This window comes from Undibacterium sp. Tian12W (assembly GCF_049339405.1).
Taxonomy (GTDB): Bacteria; Pseudomonadota; Gammaproteobacteria; order Burkholderiales; family Burkholderiaceae_D; genus Undibacterium.
In genome coordinates this window covers 66,859-92,241 of record NZ_JBMPPK010000020.1, presented here as the reverse complement: position 1 = coordinate 92,241, position 25,383 = coordinate 66,859, and the positions used below count along the sequence as shown (strand labels likewise).

Genomic DNA, 25,383 nt, shown 5'->3' with positions numbered 1-25,383 from the left:
GGCAGCAAATTGAAAGCTCGACATATATTCCTGACAGGCAGCTTGTGCCTGATGACCAGCTTGCTGGCAGCCTGTGGTGGTGGCAGCTCAACTGCCAGCAACCCGGTGGTCACACCACAGAGCACCAGTCTCAGCTTGCGTGGCACGGCGGCAATAGGCAAGGCCATCGCTGATTCGGCTGTCAATTACAAATGCCGCAACGGCACAGGGGCAACCAGAACGGCGGTAGATGGTACGTTTGAAATCAGCCTGCCTGCAGGTAGTGCACTACCCTGCATACTGGAAACCTCCAATCCTGCAAATGGCAAAAAACTGCATGCGCTTGCGGTCAATACCGGTGTCATCAACCTGACGCCCTTGACTGAGATGCTTTCTACCCGTCTCATGCGTACCGATATGGCTGTTTTTTTTACCAATCCTGATCTGGATGCGGTAACAAAGACCCTGACCAGCACCAACGTCACGACGGCGCAAACCGAAATTCGCAATCTACTCAGCGGCTTGCTTGATACCAGTAGCTTAAGTGATTTTTACAGCACGCCACTGAAAGCAGCCACCAGCGCCAGCCCCGCCAGTGGTGATGCCCAGGACAAAATACTGGATACCCTGAACCTGGCATTGGCGGCAAATTTATATGATCCGCTACTCACCACACTGGCGAAAACAAATCCACCTGCCAGCCTCCCGGTATTTGGCCGCGCTGGTTGCCTGATACAGTTAGCCGATAAGCAATTTATGTCATGCAGTGGCCCCGGCCTTTGGGAAACTGCTGCCTATATTGATATTGCCCCTGGTGCACTGATCATGGCACCTGGCAGCAAACGCATGTTTACTGCCGCAATGAATTATCCGCCACTTATCGATTACATACGTCAGCCTGTCACCTGGCAGGTAGTGGAAGCCGATGGTGGGACGATCAATATCAATGGCGAATACACTGCACCCAACAAGCCAGGTACTTATCATGTCAGGGCACAACGCGAAGATTATCCTTCACTGAGCGCAACTGCTTTGGTGGTCGTGGATAACAGCACACCAGACTTTGTACCGACACTGAGCGTAGATAGGCACATAGTCAATGTCATGCCGGGTGCGACCATGAACTTGCAGGCAAGCATTAATTATCCGCCTAATGTCAACTACATACGCCAGCCAGTAACCTGGAGTGTCATTGAAGCCGACGGCGGCAGCATTAACTTGTCAGGTAACTACGTAGCGCCAACAAAAATTGGCACTTATCACGTCAAAGTGCAGAGAGATGACTTTCCGTCTATATACTTAATAGTCGATATTTTGGTAAATTACCCCCCTGATTAAAATAGGATAGCCAAAAAACCGCCCCAGCTGCGTTACACTGTCTAGCCGTACAGTTGTACTGTCGTCGCCAGTGGTGAAGTAGGGGTTTCAGACAAGAAATTGTCTGCCGACGAAACGAATCGCCCTTTCAAGGGCGGTTTCCTTTGCGGTAGCTCTTGCCGGAACAATTTTTTGACTATCCTATCTTGCATGATTCCCGTGAGCGCGTATGCTATCGACAGGCGTTGGATGATTGCAAAATAAAGTTAAATTAGAAGTTGCTTTTGAGAATTTATTGACTATCATACAGACAGTCGATCATTCCTCAAGGCAACTTTTAGCATTCTGCGCAAACCGCAGCATGCAAACTCATGTAGCAATTGCCTATGAGTGGAGGAATCGCCAGATGTTTACCGGGAGAAAGTCATGGACAGGTTGGAAATTTTTAAAAGCATAGCCGCAGAGGTTAATCGTGGGGACATCGTCTTCCCTACCAATGTGGAAGCTTCGCTAAGACTACAACGCACCCTGGACGATCCCGATTGCCATCTGGACGCAGCGGCAAAGCTCATTATGGCCGACCCCCTGCTGTCTGCCCGCACAGTTGCCATCGCCAATTCGGCAGCATATCGCCGTACCACGAATGAAATCACCCACGTCAGGCTGGCAGTCAACCGCCTCGGTTTCCGTACCCTGAAAGCCATGCTGGCCGCCGTCATCGTGCGCCAACTGAATAGCAAGACCACTGACCCGGTTTTAAAGCACAAGGCCGACAGATTGTGGGAACACTCTGCCCATGTCTCTTCCTTGGCGCAGGTGATTGCCAAGCAGGTCACCAGGGTTGATCCTGAAACTGCCATGTTTGCCGGTATCGTCCATGAAATCGGTGGCTTTTACCTGATCTCACGTGCAGAAGAATTCCCTGGCTTGCTTGATGGCGAACCAGAAATCTGGATTGAATATGGCGAACGTATGATAGGCCGCGGCATCATGCGCCAGCTTGGCATACCAGACAGCGTCATGCAGGCTGTAGAAGCCATGTGGCATGGCGTTTGCGCCTTCCCGCCAGAGTCCCTGGGGGACACCTTGATCCTGGCCAATGACATCGCACCGGTGCTGTCGCCTTTGCATGATGTCGATAGGGAATACAACAAACGCTTTGCCCGTCGCCTGAATTTTGATACTGAAGACAGCAGCTTCCAGATCATCATGGAAGAGCAGGAAGAACAGATAGATACGCTGGCTACTGCCCTGATGATGTAATAAAGAAGCAAAAGAAGCAAAACCTCAGATCACAATCCGCCAGCCCTTTTTGTTCATGACAAATGCCAGGGCGGCAAATACCAAAGTAAAGCATGCTGCATAGGCGAAGGATGAAAATTCTTCGCCTGTTTGCTTTTGCAGCACAGCTACAAATACATGCTGGTAGATCGCATTTGCCCACCCAGTCCAGGCCAGCACACAAGTTGCCAGCCATGCGCCCGCATAAACGGCTACCGCATTCACACCCAGGCTTTTACCAATCGCTGGCCAGCCCTGCCTGTCTATCAGCATGTGCATGCCCAGCAACAGCAAGATCGCCCAGGCACTGGTCCAGCACACAAAAGATGGCGTCCACAGTTGTTTATTGAAAGGCAGATATACTGACCAGATCAGCGCCAGCAATACCAAGCCAGCCGCACCTGCGAGCATGTGCATCAACTGCGTATCACGCATTGCCCTGCCCGCCCAGACGCCAGTCAAGACACTCATCATTGCCATCACTGTAGAAAGCAAACCTTCCGGCTCTTGCGCGAGACCGGTTTGTGCATCAAAGCTATACGCCAGTTTGCCGAGCATGGCAGTATCTATTTTATCGACCAGGTTCAGATGTGGCTCATACGAACCGCCCCAGCCCAGCAAAGCCCAATAGGCGAGCATGGCCGCGAGGGAAAGCAAAGCCAGGCTGGACAATTGCCGCACATAGGTAATCAGGCAAGCTACTGCTGCATAACAGATACCGATGCGCTGCAAGACTCCAAGCAAACGGAACTGACGCCCGTCTATCAAGGCCCAGGCAATGAGATGCAGAACAATACCGAGCATGACCAGACGCAAACCGCGCCAGAGTATTTTCTTGCGTATATCAACAATGTTGCCAGCTTTACTGATTTGCGCATCCACAGACATCGCTAAAGACGCGCCCATGATGAACAAGAAGAACGGGAAGATAAAATCCGCAGGTGTACAGCCATGCCAGGCCGCATGCTCCAGCCAGGGATACACATGCGACCAGTCACCGGCATTGTTTACCAATAGCATGGCAGCAACCGTAAGGCCGCGCATCGCATCCAATGCTGCAAAACGTTTTACTGTAAGCATATCCAGCTTCCGGGTGTGCTGAGACCAGTACAGAAATACCAATTCAGCCAGGCAAGCTTACCTGGCATCAAGAAAAATCTCAGAATGGCTAAGCGATGGCTTAATACCAGTGCTAAAATCTGACAAAGTGGTATTTAATCTGGCCTCTTATAAAAAAATAGAAAAAGCTTTTACCATTTCATAGTAAAAATACGGAAATATCTCCTCAAACATCTGCATTATTTGAGGTCAATTTCATCCTTGCCACATCTTACTGGCACTTAAGTGGCATTGTAAATATAAAACCAGTTGACCAGCAATTTTGCGGCTTGTATGTTTGCATTGCTGGCAGATAAAAACAAAAATAATATAAACGCACCGGGTTTAAGAACACCCTCAACTAGAGACACGTAACCAGAGACAAGTACATGAGCATAGAAAACACCAAGATTCCTCCGCCAATGCGCTGGGTACCCAGCCTGTATCTGGCATCTGGCCTGCCGTTTTATGCTGTCGCCCTGATCGCCGGGCTGATGTATAAAAGTATGGGAGTACCGAACGATCAGATCGCCCACTGGACAGGGCTGGTCGGGCTGGCCTGGGTGTTCAAGTCTTTATGGAGTCCCTTCCTGGAAGCTGCTGGCAGCAAGAAAATGCTGGTAGTCCTGTTCCAGTTGACGGGTGGTGTGTCGCTGGGTTTGCTGGCACTGTCGCTGCAACTGCCTGCTTATTTTGCGATCAGCATTGCCCTGCTTGGCGTGGTTGCCATTGCCTCTGCCACCCATGATATTGCCGCCGACGGTTTGTACATGGCCAGCCTGAGCAACACCCAGCAAGCCAGTTATGCTGGCTGGCAAGGCGCATTTTTTAATGCGGCAAAATTCATTACCCTCGGGCCTTTGGTGTATCTGGCCGGTTATCTGGAAAAAAGCCTGCCACCGGCACAAGCGTGGACGATCATTTTTGCCATCATGGGCGTGCTCTTGTTCGGTCTGGGTTTGTATAACAGCTGGTCGCTGCCAGGCACTAAAAATACAGAAAGCAAGGAGTCTGTACATAGCATCTTCGTCACCTTGCAAGACGTGATCGTTGAATTCTTTAAAAAGCCCGGTATCTGGCTGGCGATCGTATTCATCATCCTGTTCCGCGCGGCGGAAGGTCAGATACAAACCATAGGCCCCTTGTTCTTGCGCGAAGCCAAAAACCTCGGTGGCCTGGGTCTGACCACTGACCAGGTCGGCACTGCTTATGGTATTGCTGGCACGATCGCATTCCTGGGTGGCAGCATACTGGGTGGTTACTTTGCCTCATGGCTGGGCTTGAAACGTGCCCTGCCATGGTTGATACTGGCGATGAATACCCCAAACCTGGCGTTCTTCTTCCTCAGCAGCAGCCTGCCAGAAAGCATGACCGTCATCACAGCAGCGCTGGCATTCGAAATGTTTGGCTATGGCTTTGGTTTCGTCGGCCTGATCCTGTTCATCATGCAGGTGGTTGCGCCTGGCAAATACCAGACAGCTCACTATGCGCTGGGCACGGGCGTCATGCAGCTGGGCTTTGTGTTCTTCAAGACCATCAGCGGTGATATACAGGTCGCTCTGGGTTATCAGAACTTCTTCCTATGGGTTCTGCTCAGCGCCATTCCTGTACTGGTCATGACACGCTTTGTCTCTTTTGGTGACAGTGCTGGCGGCAAAGAAGGCAGCAGCAAGGCTGCGTCAGAAGGCATGGCAAAAACTGCCGACGCCTGATCATCTTTCTATCAATGATGCGGACAGCGGTTCGCATCATTCCGCAACACCTGCAAGCCATCCCCTCTCTGGAAACAACACCAGCCGAAGACAAATTCATTTCCTCTTTACTATCTTATCAAAAAGGATTGTAATTATAATCATGCGCAAACATGTACAACAGCGCATGACTATTCAACCGGGAGATCTATCTTGCATTCGACCAAAACCAACATCTTGCGCCAATTAACTGCCGTCGGTTTATTGCTGATCAGCACTAATCTGCTGGCACAAAATTCAGGTGTTACCCGCACCCCCGTGATACAGGCCGATTCGTCGATTCCCGGAAAGGAAGATTACATCTTTCGTATTGATGTAGCTGGAGGTGGCAAGGTCGATTGGCATACCCATCCTGGTGATGAAATCAGCTATGTCATGCATGGCGAATTGGAATTACTGCTCGCCAATCAAGCACCACGTAAAATAAAACCGGGGGAAGGATTTGTCATACCTGCCGGCGTCGTCCATAGTGCAAAAAACCATGGCAAAGACCCCGTTAAACTGGTTGGCGTATATGTCGTCGAAAAAGGCCAGCCAGTGGCCTCACCAGCATCGCCACCAGCGCCTTAATTCGGTCAGTCAATCGGACCAAGCGCATCAATTTGTATAGCGTTTGAAAATGGCATCGAGCTCGCCACTCTTTTTCAGGGTGGCGATAGCGGCATTCAGGCGCGACAGGGCATCGGCTTTGGATGGATGCAGCCTCAGCATCATCTCGCTTTCATCTATCATGCGGCCTTCATCGCAGGCATAGCGCTGCGCATCGACCTTGGTCCAGTATTGCCGTACATAGTTGCTGATGATAATCTGGTCAAAGCGCTTCGCCCTTAAGGTGAGCAAGAGATTAGGAGAATTAAAAATATCCTCCCTCTGTATCTTGCCACTGGCAAAGGCTGCATCAAATTCAGGATACGAATAACCCGAAATCACTCCCACTTTTTGCCCATAAAAATCGCTGACTGCCTGCTCTTTTGGTGTCTCACCAGGGCGAAAACAGAGAACAGCCTTGGGCAAGCCAAAGGCGATGCTATACACACCAGGCACGGGCGAACTTGTGCGCCATTTTGGATTTGCCCCGACTTCCATATCAAGTTGCCCGTCTTCAAATGATTTGAGCAGGCGGCGCATGGGCAGGTAGCGCTGCTCCAGTTTGTCGCCACTGAGTTTGACAATTGCTGCCATCAAATCCGGGAATATACCTCTGGGGCCACCCTTGTCCAGCATGACAAAGGGCGCATCGCCGCCTTCATAATAAGCAATGCGAAAAGTGTCTGCCATTGCTGGCGATGCAACAAGCACCGTCGCTGCAAACATCCATTTCTTCATCATTGCATTCTCATTTCTGAACTAGTTTAGGGCGGCCAGATCACACTATCGCTGATACCACGCAGTTTACGTTAAAAAGGGAAGGATACTTTCTGCAAGTGGTTCATATTTGCAAATTATGGTTAAGCCCTGGCAATGGCATACACCTGCACTGCCGTCATTCAAGCCCTGAAAACCGTCACTGGTCGCATATCAGGACTGGCCTGCTTGTCGAAAATATCAGTTGCAGCTATCTTAGCTTCATGAATACCGCGACTACAACGACACCAAGATGGCCAGCACTGCCAAGACTGCGACAAATTGTCGTTGTGCTTATCATCAGCCTGCTGATCGCCTGGGTGACCACACCGATCTTCCAGTCACCTTTCTGGCTGGTGCTCAGGCGCACGACCTTCATCGCCATGGTCATGCTGCTGGCGTTCACAATCTCCGGCACCTGGCGTTTGCTGTGGCTGCCACGCTGGATACCACACTGGCTGGTGCGGGTAGCCGCAGTCTGTCTGCTGGCACCCTTTGCCAGCCTGGCTGCGTATGTGGCGATAGCCGGCGGTTTCATGAACTTCATCAAGGCGAATAATCTTTTGTCCGGTTTTGCCACCAGCACGATTTTTGCGCTGTTTTTTGGGCCCCTTGTCGCAGTGGCGGCCATCAAGCGCGAAGACAAACAACGTGAACGTGCCGACCGCCTGCAACTGGAACTGGAAAAGAGCGCCCTGGAACGCGAAGTGCTGGATGCCCGCCTGCGTTTATTGCAGGCACAGATAGAGCCGCATTTCCTGTTTAATACCCTGGCAAATGTGCAAGCACTGGTGGAAGCTGGTTCAGAGAATGCAGCACCGGTCCTGCGTCACCTGATTGCCTATCTGCGCGCCGCGATGCCGCGCCTGAATGATGCGGAGGCAACGCTGGAAAACGAAATGCAATTAGTCAGTGCCTATCTGGAAATCATGCACATGCGCATGCCTGACCGTTTGCAATTTGAGCTGAGTCTCACACCTGAACTCAAGGATTTACGTTTTCCGGCAATGTCCTTGCTGACCCTGGTAGAAAATGCCGTACGCCACGGCATAGACCCCAGCACAGAAGGTGGTCGTATAGAAATCGGCGGCAAGCAGGACGCAAACAACACAGTCACGCTTTGGGTAGCCGATACCGGCATAGGCATGGCAGAAACTGCCGTACCAGGTACTGGCCTGGCAAATGTGAAAGCGCGGCTGCAAGCATGCTTTGGCAAAGATACGCGTGTCGATTTGCATGAGCAAACACCGCATGGTTTGCGGGTTGAATTAATTTTTCATCCGGGGGCGAAGGCATGAACGCAATGAGCAAACAGGTCACTGCGCTGATCGCCGATGACGAACCTTTGTTGAGGGAACATCTGCGCACCAACCTGGCACGCCTGTGGCCGGAATTGCATATCGTCGATGAAGCCCGCAATGGCCGCGAAGCGGTGGAGATGTTTGACATCCATCAGCCCGACATCGTCTTTCTGGATGTGCACATGCCAGGCTTAAATGGCATAGAGGCCGCAAGGTCTATCGCACGCAGAGCGCATATCGTCTTCTTTACAGCCTATGAACAATATGCTGTACAGGCGTTTGAGCAAGGTGCCCTTGATTACCTCGTCAAGCCCATCATAGAAGCGCGCCTGGCGGATACCATCACGCGCCTGCAACAGCGCCTGAAACAAACAATAGATACAAGCTCCAGCTATGAGGATCTGCTTGACCGCATGGCCAGCGATATGCGCCAGCGCAGTCAAAAACCAAACTACCTGCAATGGATAAAAGCATCGGTAGGCAATAGCGTGCGCCTGATACCCGTAGAACAAATCGCCTTCCTGCGTTCTGACGACAAATACACCCTGGTCGCCTGGGATGGTGGCGATGCGCTGATACGCAAAAGCATACGTGAACTCAGCGATGAACTCGACCCCGACCGTTTTGCGCAAACCCATCGCTCTGTCATCGTCAACCTGCACTATGTCAGCGAAGTCACTCGCGGCATGAATGAAACTGCCGAACTGCATATACGCGGTCGCCCCGATGTATTGCCAGTCAGCCGCAGCTACCTGCATCTTTTCAGGCAGATGTAGCACCGCACTGATTTTCTCCAGCAACAAACCTTAAAAGCAAAACCGCCTTTGCAGGCACGCGTTGCACGCACACTTACGCCTGTTCGGCAGGATCAGACGCGACTAATTCACATTAAAAAAGGGAGTTTTCAAATGACGCAAGACACTGCTTATGAAACGAATATATATTCTGGACAGGCCACACCTCAGGCAAAAAAATATGGCAATGAAAAATTCTCTCGTGCCAGCCTGAAATATGCCGCAGGATTGTGGTTTTCAGTCGCCATCATAGGCCAGCTATTATTCGTCTATTACATCCTGGGTTTTTACGTTCTGTCAGCGATGAAAGGCGATCTTGCTGCATGGAGCAAAGTACTCCCACACGGCTATATCAAGGGCGACAGTGCAGGCAATTTCGCCATCATCACGCACATCTTTCTGGCGGCCAGTATTACCCTGGCCGGCATACTCCAGATGATTCCGCAAATCCGCGCACGGGCACCAAAATTCCATCGCTGGAACGGGCGCATTTATCTGTCCAGCCTGGTCATTGCCGCCACGACTGGTTTGTACATGGTCTGGTTACGCGATGGTGTTGGTGACTTTACCCAGCATCTGGGTGTCAGCCTTAATGCAGTATTAATCCTGGTCTGCTCAGCCATGGTCTTGCACCATGCTCTCGCCCGTCAGTTTGCCCTGCACCACCGCTGGGCACTGCGTCTGTTCCTGCTGGCGAACGGTGTCTGGTTCTTCCGCATAGGTTTGATGTTTTGGATAGCCATTAATCATGGCCCGGCAGGCTTTAATCCCAAGACTTTTGAGGGACCTTTCCTGAGTTTCCTGTCGTTTGCGAATTCACTGATCCCCCTGCTGGTGCTGGAACTGTACCTGCGCACCCAGGACAGCAAGAGCACCCTTGCTCGCTACAGCATGGCAGGCGGATTGCTGGTGCTGAGTGTGGCAAGCGGCATAGGCATTGCCGTCGCTTTCATGGGTATGTGGCGGCCGCATCTTTGACACTTGCCACGGATCGGCCCGGCACATGGACGAGCCTGTCTCAGGCTTTTATCTCAAAACCCAGTGCCCGCAAGGCAATTTCAGCGACCTGCTGATCTTGCAGCGCATTCCCGCCGGATATGCCTATACCACCGATCACTTTGCCATTGTCTATAATGGGGCAACCGCCACCAACAGCAACCAGGCGCGGCCTATGAGCGAGCTGGGCCACGACATCATTGCTGATGATTGCGGTCCAGGTATGTGTAGGCAAACCGAAGGATGCTGCTGTCCAGGCCTTGTCTATGGCCACATCCACCGTCAGTAAAGCTGCGCTGTCAGCGCGTTCAAAGGCTTTCAGATGCCCGGCATTGTCATTGACAGCGATTGTCACTGCGATACCAAGATCACGCGCAGCTGCACTGGCTGCGGCGATCAAGGCTGTTGCGGCACTGGCAGTAATACTGGCGGCGGGAAATGACCGGCTGATTTGTGTTGTTTGCATAGGTTCTTACAAAATAAGTTTTTACAAAATTAGAAAAAAGCCTGGCCCGGCATCTGCATGCCATGAAAACATTACGGCCAGGAATAGTGCCTGATTCTGATCACACGAATCATTCAGATCATTCGTACAAATCAGATCAAGCAGGTCGTTGCGTAACAGGTACCTCCAAGCCTTTTATTACCGCAGGCCTTTGCATAAAATTCGCCAGTACCCGTGCAACATGGGGATAATTGTCGATACCAATCAATTCACCAGCTTCAAAAAAACCGCTCAATATGCGCACCCACGGGAAAATCGCGATATCGGCAATCGTATAGTCATCACCCATGATCCAGGCACGGCCAGTCAGCCTTTTTTCCAGCACTGCCATCAATCTCTTTGTTTCTGTGACGTAGCGTGTCAGCGGTCGTTTATCTTCATATTCCCTTCCTGCAAAGCGATGGAAGAAACCAAGCTGACCAAACATCGGCCCTATACCTGCCATCTGGAACATCAGCCACTGTATGGTTTCATAGCGCGCTGCTGCAGATGTGGGCAAAAGCTGTCCGGTTTTTTCGGCCAGGTACAGCAAGATCGCCCCCGATTCGAACAATGCCAGTGAATTTCCATCCGGACCAGCTGGGTCTATAATGGCCGGGATCTTGTTGTTGGGATTGACCGACAGAAAATGCGGCGACCATACCCCGTCCTGGTCCAGCGTAACGCGATGGGCATCGTAGGCCAGGCCTGTCTCTTCAAGCATGATGGAAACCTTGACGCCATTTGGCGTAGCCAGGGAATAAAGCTGTATCCTGTCCACATGGGCTGGATACCACTTTTTGGTGATATAAAATTCTGAAAGCTTTGTCATGTTTGATCTCCACAAATGAATGTACTTGCAACTTGTCTCAAGGCTTCACATTGTCCATGGATGACAACTGCCGGTGAAGCAGGCAGCGGGAAGTAGTGTTCTAACTAATGGTTAGCAATGGATAAATTGAAATGCATGGAAGTGTTTGTCACCGTGGTCGAAACAGGCAACTTCACGCTGGCCGCTGTCAAACTCGACATAACCTCCGTCATGGTTGGCAAGCAGATTCGCCAATTGGAAGAATTGCTGGGATCGCGCCTGCTAAAGCGCAATACGCGCCACCAAAGCCTGACTGATGCGGGTGCCGTCTACTATCGCCGTGCCAAAACGATACTCAACGACATCAACGAAGCGCAAGACGCAGTCCTTGAACTGGAAACCGGGCTTGGCGGAAAACTGCGTATCAGCGCCCCGGTATCCATGGGTAGCTGCGTCATTGCACCGCTGCTGGCAAGCTATTTTCATCGTTTTCCAACGGTAGAAATCGAACTGGTGCTGAGCAATGCCAAAGTAGATTTGATCGATGAAGGGTTCGACCTGGCCATACGTGTGGGTGTCTTGCCAGATTCTGGCCTGGTCGCACGCCCGCTGCGCCCTTACCGCAACCTGATTTGCGGCTCACCTGCTTATTTGCAGCGCGAAGGCGTGCCCAGAAAATGGTCCGATCTCGACAAGCACCGTTGCCTTGCACATCAGTTATGGCAACCAGTATGGCAACAAGATGACGGGGCAGAATTAAGCTGGCCCACCCGGCATGTGTTTTCTTCAAATGACGGCTATGCCTTGCGCGCCGCCGCCATCAGTGGTGTCGGCCTGATCATGCAACCAGAAGCATTGCTGGAAGAATCCATTCAGAACGGGCAACTGGTTTCCGTCCTGACTGATTTCCTGCCACCGCCGCTTCAGGTACATCTGATCTATCTGCAAGATCCCTACCCCCGACGCAAGCTCACCAGTCTGGTGGATTTTCTTGTTGACGCGCTCAGATAGGTAAAGTCATTTCTGTAGTGCTGACAGGTGAATATGTTCAAGCTGCCAGCCGCTGTCGTGCCGGAACCATATCATCGTAACCAGTGATTTTCCTTCAACTGGTGTTACTCCTGGTTTGGTGATTGCACCGACACGGGTGCCGGTGACTATCGCCGTGTCTCCATTGGTCCTGACCTGAATGTCGGTGAGACGTACATCAATTTGCGCGCCTGATTTGAATAAAGCAGAAAATGCACCAGCATTCAGTTGCAAGAGTTTATCTGATTCAGGAATGAACTCAGTAAACCCTTCAGAACCCAGATAGCTTGTCACTGATGTGAGATTTCGGCTACTGATGCTGGCAAAAAAATCGACGGACGCGGCTTTGACCGCATCCATCTCATTGAGTTTGCCTGCATGTGCCATGTACATGAATATTGACAAGGCCAAAAAAATAACTGCGCCAGGCTTTACTGGCAGCAAACGAATAACACCAGATTTCATGGTGATTGATTTCCTTAAAAAGAGAAAATGCATGGCATGCATGCATTTTCTCAACGCAGATGGTTTGACTTACGCCTTCACGTCAAAACCCAGTGCAGCCAATGCAATTTCTGCCGCCTGCTGGTCTTGCAGTGCATTACCGCCAGATATACCTATACCGCCTATGACTTTGCCATTTTCAATAATCGGGCAACCACCACCAACTGCCACCAGGCGCGGCCTGTGGGCAAGTTGGGCTACCACGTCATTGCTGATGATTGCTGTCCAGGTATGGGTAGGCAGGCCAAACGAGGCTGCCGTCCAGGCTTTGTCGATTGCCACATCTACCGTCAAAAATGCTGCGCTGTCTGCACGTTCAAATGCTTTCAAATGACCGGCATTGTCGGTAACGGCTATCGTGACATCGATGCCGATATCGCGGGCGGCAGCACTGGCTGCGGTGATCAGGGCATGCGCAGCATCGCGGGTGATGCTGGCAGCCGTAAATGATTTATTGATGTTCGTAGTTTGCATAAAAACTTTCTGGTAAATTTTGGTGAGATTAAATTAAAAGCCTTGCAGAACAACCTTGCCTTGCGCCTTGCCGCTTTCTATCAGCGCGTGCGCCTTGCGCAAGTTTGCCGCATTGATCTTGCCAAAATTCGCATTCACAGTTGTGCGCACTTTACCTGCATCCACCAGTGCGGCAACTTCTGCCAGCAACTTGCCTTGCTCATCCATATCGACGGTCTTGAACATTGAGCGGGTGAACATCATTTCCCAGTGCAGGGAGATGGATTTGCCTTTCAACTGCATCAAGTCCAGCGCTACCATGTCGTCAATCACGGCCAGCTTGCCTTGTGGCTTCAGGCTGGCAATGATTTCTGCATAGTGCTGCGCTGTCTGCGTCAGGCCAGCGACGATATCGACTTCATTGATGCCTATGGCTTTCAATTCAGCGCTCAGGGGTTTAGAGTGATCAATCACTGCATGTGCGCCCAGATCCAGGCACCACTGACGTGTCTCGGCACGTGAAGCTGTGGCAATCACACGCAATTGCGTCAGCTGGCGTGCCAGTTGTATGAGGATGGAACCAACACCACCGGCACCACCTATCACTAGCAAGGTCTGGCCGGCGCCACCGTTCTTGGCGACACCCAGGCGTTCAAAAAGCAATTCGTAGGCAGTAATCGTCGTCAGTGGCAAGGCGGCAGCCTGTGCATCATCCAGCGTAGAGGGTGCCTTGGCGACGATGCGCTCATCCACCGCATGCAATTCACTGTTTGCGCCGGCGCGGTCTATCGCGCCAGCATAATAAACGCGGTCGCCCGCTTTGAAGTTACTGACTGCAGCACCAACTTCTTCAACGATGCCAACCGCATCCCAGCCCAGCACATTCAACTGGCCTTCAGCAGGTGCACGACCCAGCCTGACCTTGGTATCGACAGGGTTGACGGAGATGGCATTTACGCGCACCAGCAGGTCACGCGCTTCCAGCGCCGGTTTTGGCAATTCCACATCTTCCAGAGATGCAGTGTTATCGATAGGTAAAGAATGGCGGTAGGCAATGGCTTTCATGTTGAGTCCTTGAGTATGTTGAATATGTTAGGTATCGGTATGGTGTCCAGAAACATTTCCAGATCAGTGCAGGCATTGTAGAATCTGAAGCATGAATTGATAAGACCGATAAATAACTATCACTTTCAAATGAAAATTGAAAATCTCAGCGACCTGCATGTACTCGTGCAAACCGCACGCTGCGGCTCACTCTCAGGCGCGGCCAGCGTGCTGGGCATGACACCCGCAGCCGCCAGTGCCACCCTCAAGCGACTGGAAACCCAGCTAGGCACCCGACTGTTCGAACGATCGACCCGCGCCCTGCGTATCACCGCCCAAGGGCAAATCCTGCTCGACTATGCGCAAAGGGCATTTGATTTGCTCGATGAAGGCGAATCCCAGGTATCAGAAGCCCGCACCGCACTGGTCGGCACGATACGCGTCGCCGCCCCGTCCGACCTGACCCGCACCACCCTGCTACCCTGGCTGGATGAATTTTTGGCCCTGCATCCCGGTGTGCAACTGGCGCTGAATGTCGGTGACAGACCACTCGACGTAGTGCGCGATGAGGTGGATGTGGCAATAAGGTATGGCACCCTGACAGACTCACGCCTGGTCGCCAGGGTACTGGCACAAAGCCGCCCGATACTTTGCGCCGCCCCCAGCTACCTGGCCCGCCACCCTGCCCCGCAAACACCGCAAGACCTGGCCCACCACAATTGCCTGCTATTCGAACGCAGCAGCCGCCTGCACAAGACCTGGCGCTTTGGACAAAACGGCAAATGGAAAGAGGTCAGAGTAAAAGGCGACCGCAGTGCCGACGACGCCTCACTGGCCCGCATGTGGGCGATAGCAGGCGCAGGCATCATTTTTAAATCATTGATCGATGTCAGGCAGGAGCTGGAAAATGGCAGTTTGGTAGCGCTGCTGACGGACTGGGAGACTGAGGCTTATCCGCTGCATGCACTGCTGCCCAGTGGGCGTTTCATACCTAACCGGGTAAGGGCGCTGGTGGAGTTTTTGGCGGGGAAGTTTGCGGCGTTGTGAAACAAGCTGTTGTGACAAACCCATTTAACCGCCGCTATCCCCAACTTAAAGCGCAACCCAGACAAACTCCTCGCCTTCGCAGACAAAGGCAGCCTGCACACCATCCGCACCGCTTCCCGCTCGTTTGAATACGCCTATATCCTCAACATCATCGTCACTGACTTTAGCGGCGAGGAAGATGCCCTCATGGACCCCCTGCTCGACTGGGTAACGGCCCACCAGGCAGACCTGCTCAGCAACGACGACAAAGCCAAATCCATGCGCTTTGAAGTCGATTTCAACAACAACAGCGTCGACATCAGCATTGACCTCGACATCACAGAGCGCGTCATCGTCCAGCAAACAGGCAAGCAGCTCACTATACAGAGCGCCGCTTGATAGGTTTCAGTCAAACAGATAAAGAGACAACTCTGGAATAATCCTGAGTTTCATTCGAAGCTAAAACTTATAGCGCAAGATCGTGCACGCGTCCATCATCCTCCACAATTCTTGCCATGGATATTTCTGTCAAAATAAATTCAGTTTGATCTGGATTCTGGCGAACTAAACCCTTTAACTGTGCCTTATTCACATAGGAATAACAGTTGCCACACAATGAACCTAAACTACCTTCTAGAACTGTCACAAAGTTATCATCAATAATTTTGAAGACTTTCCCTCCGATTTGGCGAAAGTGTTCGTCCATATGTTCATCACGACTAAACAGCAATATTTCTTCAACATCCTTCCCGCCTTCAATTAAAAAAGGTTTCAGATCCCGCCAACCAAATCCAACAAAAGTACCTTCCAGCAAAACTTCTTTTTCTGGTCTGACAATTTCCGAAGATTTTTTTTCATCGCCTATTATCAAATTAAACACCTATAAGGGCTAGCCGCAACGATCGAATTCATCTTTTTAGGTAAAAATCACAAATGGCCTAAAGGCTCAAAAACAATACCGTCTTTGCGGTTTCCAATGGTCACGGTCAATCTATCAACAAACATTTTTTCAGATGCGCTTGTAAGTTTCCGCACCGAAGCTAAACGTTCCAAGTTGATAACTGTAGGCATAACAACTACTACGTGAAGTTTAGGCATTGGGTCGTATGCAGGATCACCAGGAAATGCGTCACGGTATTTATTTATTAACTCGCGCCAGCGGAATGGGAATAACAATGGTGTGAAATTCAACACTTCAACAATGTATATCTCACCGCCTTTACCAATACTGAAATCACCTAAACCATCTTTGTTTGAGGCGATCCACATTTGTACCCCAAATCCATTTTTCCCATAATATTCTGCCACCGAGTTAATAACATCCGAAAAATTTTCTCCACGTGTTTCCGTTTTAAGCTCAAAAATGTGCGACTCAATAATCAAATCTCTCTCATCAGAATTGATATCAATGTCCCCCAATTTAGAGATCGCCTTTTCAATGATGATTTTTATATCACTTGAAAGGCCCTTGATCTGCTCAAACTCTGCTTTTTTGACATTTCGATTATGAGCAACCTTATTCCTTAACTCATATAGCAATTTCCATTTTGTTTCGAGACTGCTATCTTTTTTATCAACCAACTCGGAAAAATATTTTTCCCAATTCGATTTGGGAACATACTTTGAAATTTGCTCTTGATCTGCTTTGGAAAAGTCCGTCTTAGAAAGTATTCTAGTTAATTCATCTATTCCTATATCGCGTTTTTTTTCAAATAACACTTCGTTCAAATGAATAAAATCCAATTTATACAAGTCGTTTAGGTATGTGTCCTCATCACCAAAATTTTTTATTTTTTTTTGCAATGCATCATTGAAGGCATCCTTAGACCAATTCATACCAACCGTAATCAACATAAACTTTGCAATGAGGCGTCGCATTAAATTTTCTGTCTCATTAATAATTGGATATGATTTTTCGGCATAAATACGGCCAACATCATCCCATAAGACATTGATTGAAGTTGAGCCAGGTGAAATCCTTTGAACTATGGCTTTAATTTTTTCGGAAAGCTCAAAGAATTCATCGATTAAATTCTGATCTTCACACTCCATAGAAAATAAGAAATAACGCTCCGCTTGTGACTTCACTTTGGCAGTATCGACATGAAATTTTACCGAGACAATATCTTTTGACTTGGGTGATCTTCTAAATGCAAGGTTTTGTCCTGTTATCGAGATCAATGAGTCAATTTTGAGAAAATCAACAAAACCTTTTTTTGTGCTGCAAAAGGATTCATTATCTGGAATGAGGATTAGAAATTCAGCACGCAAAAAACCTCCTTTAAAAATCTTTTAAATCAAAAAATTTGCTAAGCTAATGGCTGCCCATTTTCATCCAAACGTGATGCGATTTTCTTCATGAAAGCATTGATGATTTCAAACAGAACAGAAGCCTCATGTTCGGTGTATATCTTTTCAACATGCATAGTTGTATTTCTCCATGCATCTTTAACTGCTGCAACCATTGCATAGATTTCATTAAAATATTCTTTCTCAGACCAGTTGTTCCCTCTTCGAGCAATTTCAGTCTTAATAGCTTGGAGTATATTTCCCCAATTCTTGTTATTGCCAGTCAACGGGGCCTGAATGCTTAGACATAAATAAATTGATCTAAGTGCGGTTTCCATAATTCGCATTAAATGGAATACTGTCGCTGTAGATCGACCCAGTGCCAAGCATTTGCCAGCTTCATCTATTTCATATTTGATATTTGGAAAGCTAGTCTGCACAGAATGCCCAAACAAAGGATTTCTTGGGCTAAACAATTCAATTTTGTTGTGATGCAAAATAAGACCCACTTTTATCGAAGACTCATACTTAAGACAGTTTTGAACAGCACGTGCGCTTCCATGTGCCATTGCTAGCTGAGCAAAAGAAAATTCAAAACTATTATTATTAATTTTTCCGGCAGTTAATGCCTTACAAAAATCTTGTGCGGCAAGCTGCGTTGCTTGAAGACCTACAGCCTCACAAATGCCAATAAATTCATTCACACTCACAACAAAATCCGCATGGGTTTTTTCATCAATTATCACAACACTTTTATTGGATATTTGCATTTCTGCCACTTGGGAGAACGTAGAGATTTGATTCATTGTCGCAAAAAATTTCCCTAAAGGTATCTCAATCATTATCAAATCTCCAAGGCAACAAAATTATCTATAGAATAATTATTTGTATTAGTCCATGCAGGCACGGATAGCACCGCATAACGACTTGCGAGATTTGCCAAATCGCCAAGCTCAACACAATTAACTAATTTATATTTAAATTTATCAATAATTATCTACATTAATGGTTAATTGTTGTTAATTGATTACCGCCACGAAACTTAAGTAGTTATAACGATACACATTGCCATTTCCCCCAAATCTGCGCTATACCTGCGCCAGGTGCTCAACACACCTGTCCACTAGCGGCCAACCGCCCGCGCCCGTAAGTTGTGGTTTTTTACGGCCATAGGTTTCCTATGGCAGTGTAGCGCGTAACCATACAAGACCCGCAAGAGGAAATTTACGGGCCGTCTAGTGGCAATGTTCAAATACCCTGCCACCCTCTGAACAGGGGTGAATTTGAGCGAAAAACCACCAAGAGGCCATCAAGGCTGCTCACCCTATTGCCCCCGCAGTGTCTTCACCACGCCCGTCCTTTGCCTTTACACGCCTGCAATATCTGCAAAAACCCTGAAACGCCTGCGCGGCCTGCAAGTTGAGGCCTTAAAGCTCATCGCCTTTGACGCCCAGTTCGACGAACTGGACAGCATCTGCAAGGCCCTCAAAACCCTCGACACCTTAAACGGCAACCTCGCCATCACGACAGCGCCCTGGCCATGCTGCAGCAACTGCTTGATGCTGCCGATGAACACCCCTCCTCCTCTCTGGTAATTTAAGTTGACATTACAAGTACAATATACTTCCTTGCAACAATATCAATCTGATGCACAATATCATGCAAGTCTGACCATGGCAGACACGCAGTGAAGCTGTCCTTATCTACTTAATAGGACTAACGCAAAATTGTCCCAGCAAGGCGTAGCGACGAAGACAGTACTTTAGTACGGCTAGGAGCTACAACGCAGCTGGGGCGGTTTTGCGTAAGTCCTACTTAAGATATATCCAAGAAAGGCAATACCCATGTCAAACGAAGAAAAAGTCAAAGGCCCTGCTTCTTATTTTCCATCCATAGAAAAGAAGTATGGCAAGCCGATCCAACACTGGCTGGACCTGGTTCAGCAGAACAAGGGATTAAAGCACATGGAGATAGTCAACAGGCTCAAGGCTGAGCACGAAATGGGGCACGGGCACGCCAATGCTATCGTTGCTTACGCTTTAAGCGACAGGAAGAAGTAATACTATCAACACGCCCGGTTAGCTTTTGTTTGTCACTTGGGTAGTGCGACACCGTTGGCATCAAACACATGACACCTATACCCCGGCAGCTGTATGCAAAGATCAGCCCCTGCATACAGGTCTGAAGTATCCGCTGGCAGCTTGATAGCGAACAGATTCTCTTCACCCGCCAGTGTCGCATAGACAATCGCAGCATCCCCCAGATGTTCAACAAAGCTGATGCAGACTTCGAGCTGGTTGCTATGCTCTGTGGTTTGTGATGCCAGCAGGATGTGTTCTGCCCTAATGCCGAGGCTGACTTCGTCACCTGGCTGCAAATTACTGGCATCAAGCTGGATGTTGATATGGGTACCTGCTGCCAGTTGCAGTTCTGCCTCATTACCCAGATTGCGCAATACCTTGGCTTTGACGATGTTCATCTTCGGTGAACCGAGGAAGCCTGCGACGAAGAGATTCGCGGGTTTGTCATAGAGCTCCAGCGGTACGCCTATTTGTTCTATCTTGCCACCGTTGAATACGGCGATGCGCTGGCCCAGGGTCATGGCTTCTACCTGGTCGTGCGTGACGTAGATCATGGTGGCGGCAAGTTCTCTGTGCAGCTTGCTGAGTTCTATGCGCATTTGTACGCGCAGGCTGGCATCTAGATTCGATAGCGGCTCATCAAACAGGAACAAACCAGGCTTGCGTACGATGGCGCGGCCTATGGCGACGCGCTGGCGCTGGCCGCCGGACAGGTCACGCGGCTTGCGTTGCAGCAGGTGGGTCATTTGCAGGATGCTGGCGGCATGTTGTACGGCTGTATCTATCTCGGCCTTGCTCATGCTGGTGAGGCTCAGGCTGAAGGCCATGTTTTCATACACGGTCATATGCGGGTACAGGGCATATGACTGGAACACCATGGCCAGGCCGCGTTTGGCGGGTGGGATATCGTTGGCCAGTTGATTGTCTATATGCAGCTCACCGGCACTGATATCTTCCAGACCGGCAATCATGCGCAAGAGCGTGGATTTGCCGCAGCCTGAGGGGCCGACAAAGACCATGAATTCACCATTGCGCACATGCAGGTCTATGCCTTGCAAAACCTGGTTGCTGCCATAGGATTTGCTGATCTGCTGCAGTCTGACTTCGGCCATCCCTTAATCCCTTAAGCAGCGGCGCTGGAAAAACCGGCAACCGGCATCTGGCCACTGGCGACCACTTCTGCGGCAAACCAGGCGCGAGCTGCATCTATGGCTGGTGGGGCAAACCCGTAGGTGATGAGTGCGGGTGCCTGAATGTCGAGCATTTGAAACGGGTTCCATAAGACCAGGTGCAGGTCTGGCTTCCATGTGTCGCGTACCTGTTTGCTGTAGCGTATGCGCACGGTCGATGCCAGCACGACAAAGCGGCCATCATCTGGCAAAGCGCTCCAGTCAAAGCTGTCGGCATTGTCAAAGGTGACGGTATCTACGTCATACAAACTGGCCAGCATGGCGCTGACTTTTGCTGCGGGTATGCCTGCCTCTGAAACGCCGTCGCTGACTACATCGGCGCTGATGACAAGGCGCAGCTTGCTGCCCTTCGCAGGCGGTTGTGCATTACCTTGAGTAGTCAGGCCGCGCTTCCAGGCGTTGGACATGAGGATGCGGTCTGCCATGTCGGTCTGGTAGGCAGTGTCTATGCAGGGGTAGGGGTAGGTCTTGGTCAGGTCTGCCATGCGCTGCAGTTTTTGCTGCACTTCTGCGAGAGAAATCTGGCCAGACAAAATCACTTCGGTCAGGGCATTCAGGGTTTCCAGTTGGGTTTCCGTCGTACCCAGTGCCATGACCATGTCGGCACCGGCCAGCAAGGCACGTACTGCGGCATTGCCTACGCCATAGCGCCCTGCTATTGCATGCATGTCCATGCCGTCGGTGATGACGACGCCCTGGTAATTCCATTGATCGCGCAGCAGGCCAGTCAATATCGGTTTGGACATGGTGGCAGGGTTTTCTGCATCCAGTGCAGGATAGACGATATGTGCCGTCATCATCGCGGGTGCATTGCGGCTGACAGCAATCTGGAAAGGTGCCAGTTCCAGCGCCTGCAATTCTTCCAGACTCTTGTTGACGGTAGGCAGGTCGCGGTGGGAATCAACATTGGTGTCGCCATGACCGGGGAAATGCTTGACGCAGCAGGCCACGCCTTCAGCCAGGCTGCCATCCATCCAGGCCAGGGCCAATTCACTGGCGCGTTTTGGGTCAGAGCCAAAGGAACGTTCAGAAATGACAGGGTTATCGACGTTATTATTCAAATCGAGCACAGGCGCAAAGTTCCAGTTAAAGCCCAGGGCCTTGACGCCGCGGGCAACAGCAGCGCCCACCTGGCGGCATAAGTCAGGATCATCGCTGGCCCCCAGCGACATTGCCGCCGGGGGCTGCGGTACCCAGGTGGAGCGCACGACTGCGCCCCCTTCCTGATCGATGCCGATCAGCGCCCCCTCCCCCAAGATAAGGCGCAGATCAGCCGTCAGTTTTTTCAGCTGGATTTCGTCAACCATGTTTTGCCTGAACAGGCAAATGCCACGGATATGATTGTCTTTTAAAAATTGTGCAGATGTCTCATCAAGGCTGGTGATGGGCATGCGTATCATCACCAGTTGCCCGGCCAGGCGGCGTGCTTCTTCGCGTGTCAGGGTATGTTGATGATTATTTTCTTGCTTATTGTTTTGTTTATTGTCTTGCGTCATTTCACTGCTCCATCCATGCCGCGCATAAAAAAGCGCTGGGTAAATAAAAAGGCGACCAATATAGGCGCAACTGTCAAAATGGTTCCTGCCGCAATCACGCGGGTGCTGCTGCCGTAAGTGCCGCGCAAATACAGCACACCGGCAGACAAGGGAAAATCTTCTGGCTTGCTGATGACTATCGATGGCCAGATGTATTCGTTCCATGCCTCTACCGCAGTCAGGATGCCCACCGTTGCCAGCCATGGCGTAATCAATGGCAGGACGATACGATAAAAAATAACCCATTCACTGGCACCATCGACACGGGCGGCATCAAGCAAGTCTTGCGGCACCTCATCAAAAGCCTGCTTCAGCAAGAGTATCGAGACTGCTGTCACAATATTTGGCAGCACTACGGCGGTATAAGTATTGACCAGAGATATTTTGGTCATGGTAATGAAATTGACCAGAAAATTGACTTCAGACGGCAAGATCATGGTCGCCAGTATCACCCCCATGATGAGCTTGCTGCCGCTGAACTGCATGCGCGACAAAGGGTAAGCGGCGAATGAACACACGACCAGCTTGCCCAGCACGGTCGCCAAAGTGATCAGCAATGAATTCTTGTAGAAAGCGATGATGGGGATGACGCGGAAAGCCTCGATAAAATTATCCAGCGAAATGCCACGCGGCCAGAAGGTGGGTGGAAATTCAAACAGATTGCCCTCGGTAGACATCGCCACCACCAGCGTCCACCAGAATGGGAAAATACAGATGATGGCAATCAAGCTTAGCAAGCCATATTGCGAGACCGTGCGCAGGATTTTTTTGATGTGCATGCTCATTCTCTGTGCTCTGGTTTAAGCCAGCGCAGGCAGACGAAAGCGATCGCCATGCAGCAGAGGGATACAACAAAACTCGCAGCCAGACCACGCGGTAGCTTCAGGTGTTTCAAGCCCTGGTCATAGGCATAATACAGGGCCGTGAAGGTTGAATTCATGGGGCCACCTTGCGTCAGCACATCGACCTCCTGATAAGCCTTCAAAGCGGCCAGTACAGACATGATGCTACATACCAGTATCGTCGGCTTCAGCATGGGCACGGTGATGCGCCAAAAGCGTTGCCAGCGATTGGCACCGTCCAGTATTGCGGCTTCCTGCATCTCGGCGGGCAGTGACTGCAAGGCAGCCAAGTACATCACCATATACCAGCCCAGGCCGCGCCAGAAAGAGACGAACATCACGGCAAACAAAGCGAGTGCATCGTCCGATAACCAGCCCAGTGGCGCAGCAATCAGATGCAATTGCAACAGCACATAATTGAGTGTGCCCTGCTCATGAAACATGAAGCCCCACATGATGCCGACCACAGAAACCGTCGTCACTACAGGCACATAGTAAGCAGCGCGAAACCAGCGTATGCCAGGCAATTGATTATTCACCAGCACAGCCAGCGTTATCGCCCCCAATTGCGTGAAGGGTACGACCAGCAAAAACAGCAAAGAATTTTTAAGTCCTGTCAAAAACATGTCGTTCGCAAACAGGGCGCGATAATTGGCAAAACCTACCCAGTGTACTTCGCGTATCAGGCTGAAATCAGTAAAGCTCAGGTAAGAGCCATACATCACGGGCCAAAAAGAAAACATCAGTAGCAATAGCAAGGCTGGTGCAAGGAAGGCATAGGCCAGCAGGTTGTGCCGCTTGCTTGTTGCGGATACAGGCGCGGACGCAGGTACATAGATATGCGGCTTGCTCATGGCAACTTTGGCCCTTGCAATTTGCGGTTCCAGATACCTACTGCTTCATCCAGCGCTTCCTGTATATCGCGGCGACCGGTAACACCTGCCTCCACCGCCTTAACCAGGAAGCGGCGCAACTCATCATAATCATCTATGCCGCTGACATACAGGCTGCGGGCAGAATTCATGGAGTTTGCCGCCACTGCCAAAGCCTGCTCTGATGCGCCAGCATTGGGTAATATCTTCTTGAAGTAGGAATTTGCCAGCGCCTGTTTGGTCGTCGGCATGACACCGGCCATGCTGGCAAAAGCCAGTTGATTGGCGTCACTGGTCAGGTACCGGGCGAAGGCGGCAACTTCAGGTATATCTTTTTTCTTTACGCCTTTGGGTATAGCGAAATGAAACATCCAGCCACCGTCATTGATGCCGGTTGGGCCCGGCGGTACAGGAAAGATACCGGTCTGCGCATAGATTTCTGGAGCATCAGTTTGTATGCGTTTGATGGCAGTCGGTGCGCTGACCATGACACCTAGGCGACCACCGAGATAGGCATCTACCACTGCAGGGAAATTGTCTTCTGCAAATAATTTATCTTTTAAAAAACCGCCCGCCTTGTAAGTCGCAGCCAATTTTTTGACCAGGCTCACATGGGCTGGAGAATTGAAGACTGCCTTGCCATCACGCATCAAATCCAGCCCCTGCTGCATGAAAAAACCATCGATCTTGCCGAGTGCTGGTGCGTAGCCAGGTTTGCCGGTTTTGAGGGAGATCATGACTGCTTGGGTCAGCAATTCATCCATGCTGCGTGGTGCCTGGAAGATGCCTGCCGCTGCCAGTATCTTGCGGTTATAGGCAATCACATTGACATTGCTGTAATGCGGGAAGCCATAGACCTTGCCATTGAAACGCAAGTCAGCGAGCGCGGCATCGGTGTAGTCATTGGTGGTGCCTGGCACTGCCAGCAAGGCATCAACAGGTTCAAGCAAGCCATCACGCGCCATTTCTTCTGCCCATGGCACGCTCAAATTTACGAGTGCCGGTGGCGTACCGGCGGCAATCGCGGTAATCAGTTTTAATTGCAGAATGTCCCAGGGAAAGTCCACCCATTCGAGCTTGATGCCGGGGTGTTGGGCTTCATAATTTTTGACGAGTTCCTGGAAATAGGGAATGAACTTTGGCTTCAGGCTCATAGTCCAGAATTCTATTTTCTGGACGGCAAAGGCATTGCCGTGCAAGCCAAAACTCAATAGCAGTACGCTCAAGAGCACGCGTAACTTCGTTACCAAAATCACTCTTTGACACATACTCCCCAATATTTTTAAGCAATCTCGCATTTTAATCATACCAATCTTGCTATTAATAAAAATACTGGGGGCAGTATCTATTTTCTAAGTTTTT

26 protein-coding genes and 1 pseudogene are annotated in these 25,383 nt (G+C 50.3%); 12 read left to right on the top strand and 15 right to left on the bottom strand.

Going from position 1 to position 25,383, the window contains the following annotated elements:
- The first annotated feature begins 9 nt into the window (after positions 1-9).
- Together ACO0LI_RS23435 and ACO0LI_RS23430 are read left to right on the top strand one after the other, a co-directional pair.
- The gene (locus ACO0LI_RS23435) at positions 10-1,317 is read left to right on the top strand and encodes a hypothetical protein (RefSeq protein ID WP_423035642.1); all 1,308 of its coding nucleotides are present in this window, start codon (positions 10-12) and stop codon (positions 1,315-1,317) included.
- A gap of 405 nt (positions 1,318-1,722) precedes the next feature.
- Positions 1,723-2,559: an HDOD domain-containing protein gene (locus tag ACO0LI_RS23430; protein WP_422953322.1), complete on the top strand. Its 837-nt coding sequence runs from the start codon at positions 1,723-1,725 to the stop codon at positions 2,557-2,559.
- A 24-nt stretch (positions 2,560-2,583) separates the two neighbouring features.
- Here the strand turns inward: ACO0LI_RS23430 and ACO0LI_RS23425 are convergent, their stop codons facing one another.
- A complete protein-coding gene (locus ACO0LI_RS23425) occupies positions 2,584-3,657 on the bottom strand; it encodes an acyltransferase family protein (protein WP_423035640.1) in 1,074 nt (357 codons plus the stop codon).
- 407 nt (positions 3,658-4,064) lie between these two features.
- Between ACO0LI_RS23425 and ACO0LI_RS23420 the strand changes: the two genes are divergently transcribed.
- Positions 4,065-5,387, top strand: a complete 1,323-nt coding sequence (locus tag ACO0LI_RS23420; protein WP_423035638.1) for an MFS transporter — start codon at positions 4,065-4,067, stop codon at positions 5,385-5,387.
- Positions 5,388-5,579: 192 nt separating this feature from the next.
- Complete coding sequence (locus ACO0LI_RS23415) at positions 5,580-5,996, top strand: cupin domain-containing protein (protein ID WP_423035636.1); 417 nt, start codon at positions 5,580-5,582, stop codon at positions 5,994-5,996.
- 27 nt (positions 5,997-6,023) lie between these two features.
- Here ACO0LI_RS23415 and ACO0LI_RS23410 read toward each other — a convergent pair whose 3' ends face one another.
- On the bottom strand, positions 6,024-6,755 hold the full coding sequence (locus ACO0LI_RS23410; RefSeq protein WP_423035634.1) for a substrate-binding periplasmic protein: 732 nt from the start codon (positions 6,753-6,755) through the stop codon (positions 6,024-6,026).
- Positions 6,756-6,994: 239 nt separating this feature from the next.
- Here ACO0LI_RS23410 and ACO0LI_RS23405 point away from each other — a divergent pair, with 239 nt between their 5' ends.
- From ACO0LI_RS23405 to ACO0LI_RS23395, 3 genes are all read left to right on the top strand, one after another.
- Positions 6,995-8,068: a sensor histidine kinase gene (locus ACO0LI_RS23405; RefSeq protein ID WP_423035632.1), complete on the top strand. Its 1,074-nt coding sequence runs from the start codon at positions 6,995-6,997 to the stop codon at positions 8,066-8,068.
- Positions 8,065-8,847 (top strand): LytR/AlgR family response regulator transcription factor, encoded by a 783-nt coding sequence (locus ACO0LI_RS23400; RefSeq protein ID WP_423035630.1) that lies wholly within the window; start codon positions 8,065-8,067, stop codon positions 8,845-8,847. The genes ACO0LI_RS23405 and ACO0LI_RS23400 overlap by 4 nt, the downstream gene beginning before the upstream one ends.
- Before the next feature lie 132 nt (positions 8,848-8,979).
- Positions 8,980-9,843 (top strand): DUF2306 domain-containing protein, encoded by an 864-nt coding sequence (locus ACO0LI_RS23395; protein WP_423035628.1) that lies wholly within the window; start codon positions 8,980-8,982, stop codon positions 9,841-9,843.
- A 40-nt stretch (positions 9,844-9,883) separates the two neighbouring features.
- Here the strand turns inward: ACO0LI_RS23395 and ACO0LI_RS23390 are convergent, their stop codons facing one another.
- Both ACO0LI_RS23390 and ACO0LI_RS23385 read right to left on the bottom strand, forming a co-directional pair.
- Positions 9,884-10,312: a GlcG/HbpS family heme-binding protein gene (locus ACO0LI_RS23390; protein WP_423035696.1), complete on the bottom strand. Its 429-nt coding sequence runs from the start codon at positions 10,310-10,312 to the stop codon at positions 9,884-9,886.
- A gap of 151 nt (positions 10,313-10,463) precedes the next feature.
- Positions 10,464-11,177, bottom strand: coding sequence for a glutathione binding-like protein (locus ACO0LI_RS23385; protein ID WP_423035626.1), 714 nt, complete (start codon positions 11,175-11,177; stop codon positions 10,464-10,466).
- 117 nt (positions 11,178-11,294) lie between these two features.
- Between ACO0LI_RS23385 and ACO0LI_RS23380 the strand changes: the two genes are divergently transcribed.
- Positions 11,295-12,167 (top strand): LysR substrate-binding domain-containing protein, encoded by an 873-nt coding sequence (locus ACO0LI_RS23380; protein ID WP_423035624.1) that lies wholly within the window; start codon positions 11,295-11,297, stop codon positions 12,165-12,167.
- Positions 12,168-12,173: 6 nt separating this feature from the next.
- Here the strand turns inward: ACO0LI_RS23380 and ACO0LI_RS23375 are convergent, their stop codons facing one another.
- From ACO0LI_RS23375 to ACO0LI_RS23365, 3 genes are all read right to left on the bottom strand, one after another.
- Entirely contained in the window at positions 12,174-12,650 is a 477-nt protein-coding gene (locus ACO0LI_RS23375) for a YybH family protein (RefSeq protein WP_423035622.1), read from the bottom strand.
- A gap of 69 nt (positions 12,651-12,719) precedes the next feature.
- On the bottom strand, positions 12,720-13,148 hold the full coding sequence (locus ACO0LI_RS23370; protein WP_423035694.1) for a GlcG/HbpS family heme-binding protein: 429 nt from the start codon (positions 13,146-13,148) through the stop codon (positions 12,720-12,722).
- A 48-nt stretch (positions 13,149-13,196) separates the two neighbouring features.
- A complete protein-coding gene (locus tag ACO0LI_RS23365) occupies positions 13,197-14,207 on the bottom strand; it encodes a zinc-binding alcohol dehydrogenase family protein (RefSeq protein ID WP_423035620.1) in 1,011 nt (336 codons plus the stop codon).
- A 129-nt stretch (positions 14,208-14,336) separates the two neighbouring features.
- On the opposite strand from ACO0LI_RS23365, the gene ACO0LI_RS23360 reads away from it, so the two are divergent.
- Complete coding sequence (locus tag ACO0LI_RS23360; RefSeq protein WP_423035618.1) at positions 14,337-15,233, top strand: LysR family transcriptional regulator; 897 nt, start codon at positions 14,337-14,339, stop codon at positions 15,231-15,233.
- A gap of 30 nt (positions 15,234-15,263) precedes the next feature.
- A pseudogene (locus ACO0LI_RS23355) lies at positions 15,264-15,611 on the top strand (phage tail protein); the annotation flags it as partial.
- 67 nt (positions 15,612-15,678) lie between these two features.
- Here ACO0LI_RS23355 and ACO0LI_RS23350 read toward each other — a convergent pair.
- Genes ACO0LI_RS23350 through ACO0LI_RS23340 form a run of 3 tightly spaced genes read right to left on the bottom strand, consistent with a single transcriptional unit; the run spans position 15,679 to position 18,343 of the window.
- Positions 15,679-16,083, bottom strand: coding sequence for a hypothetical protein (locus ACO0LI_RS23350; RefSeq protein ID WP_423035616.1), 405 nt, complete (start codon positions 16,081-16,083; stop codon positions 15,679-15,681).
- 56 nt (positions 16,084-16,139) lie between these two features.
- Positions 16,140-17,483, bottom strand: a complete 1,344-nt coding sequence (locus ACO0LI_RS23345) for a hypothetical protein (RefSeq protein WP_423035614.1) — start codon at positions 17,481-17,483, stop codon at positions 16,140-16,142.
- A 38-nt stretch (positions 17,484-17,521) separates the two neighbouring features.
- A complete protein-coding gene (locus ACO0LI_RS23340) occupies positions 17,522-18,343 on the bottom strand; it encodes a hypothetical protein (protein WP_423035612.1) in 822 nt (273 codons plus the stop codon).
- A 441-nt stretch (positions 18,344-18,784) separates the two neighbouring features.
- On the opposite strand from ACO0LI_RS23340, the gene ACO0LI_RS23335 reads away from it, so the two are divergent.
- Together ACO0LI_RS23335 and ACO0LI_RS23330 are read left to right on the top strand one after the other, a co-directional pair.
- A complete protein-coding gene (locus ACO0LI_RS23335; RefSeq protein ID WP_423035610.1) occupies positions 18,785-19,096 on the top strand; it encodes a hypothetical protein in 312 nt (103 codons plus the stop codon).
- Between the two features lie 249 nt (positions 19,097-19,345).
- Positions 19,346-19,561: a DUF4287 domain-containing protein gene (locus ACO0LI_RS23330; RefSeq protein WP_423035608.1), complete on the top strand. Its 216-nt coding sequence runs from the start codon at positions 19,346-19,348 to the stop codon at positions 19,559-19,561.
- A 32-nt stretch (positions 19,562-19,593) separates the two neighbouring features.
- Here ACO0LI_RS23330 and ACO0LI_RS23325 read toward each other — a convergent pair whose 3' ends face one another.
- The 5 genes from ACO0LI_RS23325 to ACO0LI_RS23305 are packed head-to-tail and all read right to left on the bottom strand — an operon-like array spanning position 19,594 to position 25,271.
- A complete protein-coding gene (locus ACO0LI_RS23325) occupies positions 19,594-20,694 on the bottom strand; it encodes an ABC transporter ATP-binding protein (protein WP_423035606.1) in 1,101 nt (366 codons plus the stop codon).
- 11 nt (positions 20,695-20,705) lie between these two features.
- Positions 20,706-22,268, bottom strand: a complete 1,563-nt coding sequence (gene nagZ, locus ACO0LI_RS23320) for a beta-N-acetylhexosaminidase (protein WP_423035604.1) — start codon at positions 22,266-22,268, stop codon at positions 20,706-20,708.
- On the bottom strand, positions 22,265-23,086 hold the full coding sequence (locus ACO0LI_RS23315; RefSeq protein ID WP_423035602.1) for a carbohydrate ABC transporter permease: 822 nt from the start codon (positions 23,084-23,086) through the stop codon (positions 22,265-22,267). Before ACO0LI_RS23315 ends, nagZ begins: the two co-directional genes overlap by 4 nt.
- Positions 23,087-23,088: 2 nt before the next feature.
- A complete protein-coding gene (locus ACO0LI_RS23310) occupies positions 23,089-24,003 on the bottom strand; it encodes a carbohydrate ABC transporter permease (protein ID WP_423035600.1) in 915 nt (304 codons plus the stop codon).
- Positions 24,000-25,271: an ABC transporter substrate-binding protein gene (locus ACO0LI_RS23305; RefSeq protein ID WP_423035598.1), complete on the bottom strand. Its 1,272-nt coding sequence runs from the start codon at positions 25,269-25,271 to the stop codon at positions 24,000-24,002. Before ACO0LI_RS23305 ends, ACO0LI_RS23310 begins: the two co-directional genes overlap by 4 nt.
- Between the last annotated feature and the right edge of the window lie 112 nt (positions 25,272-25,383).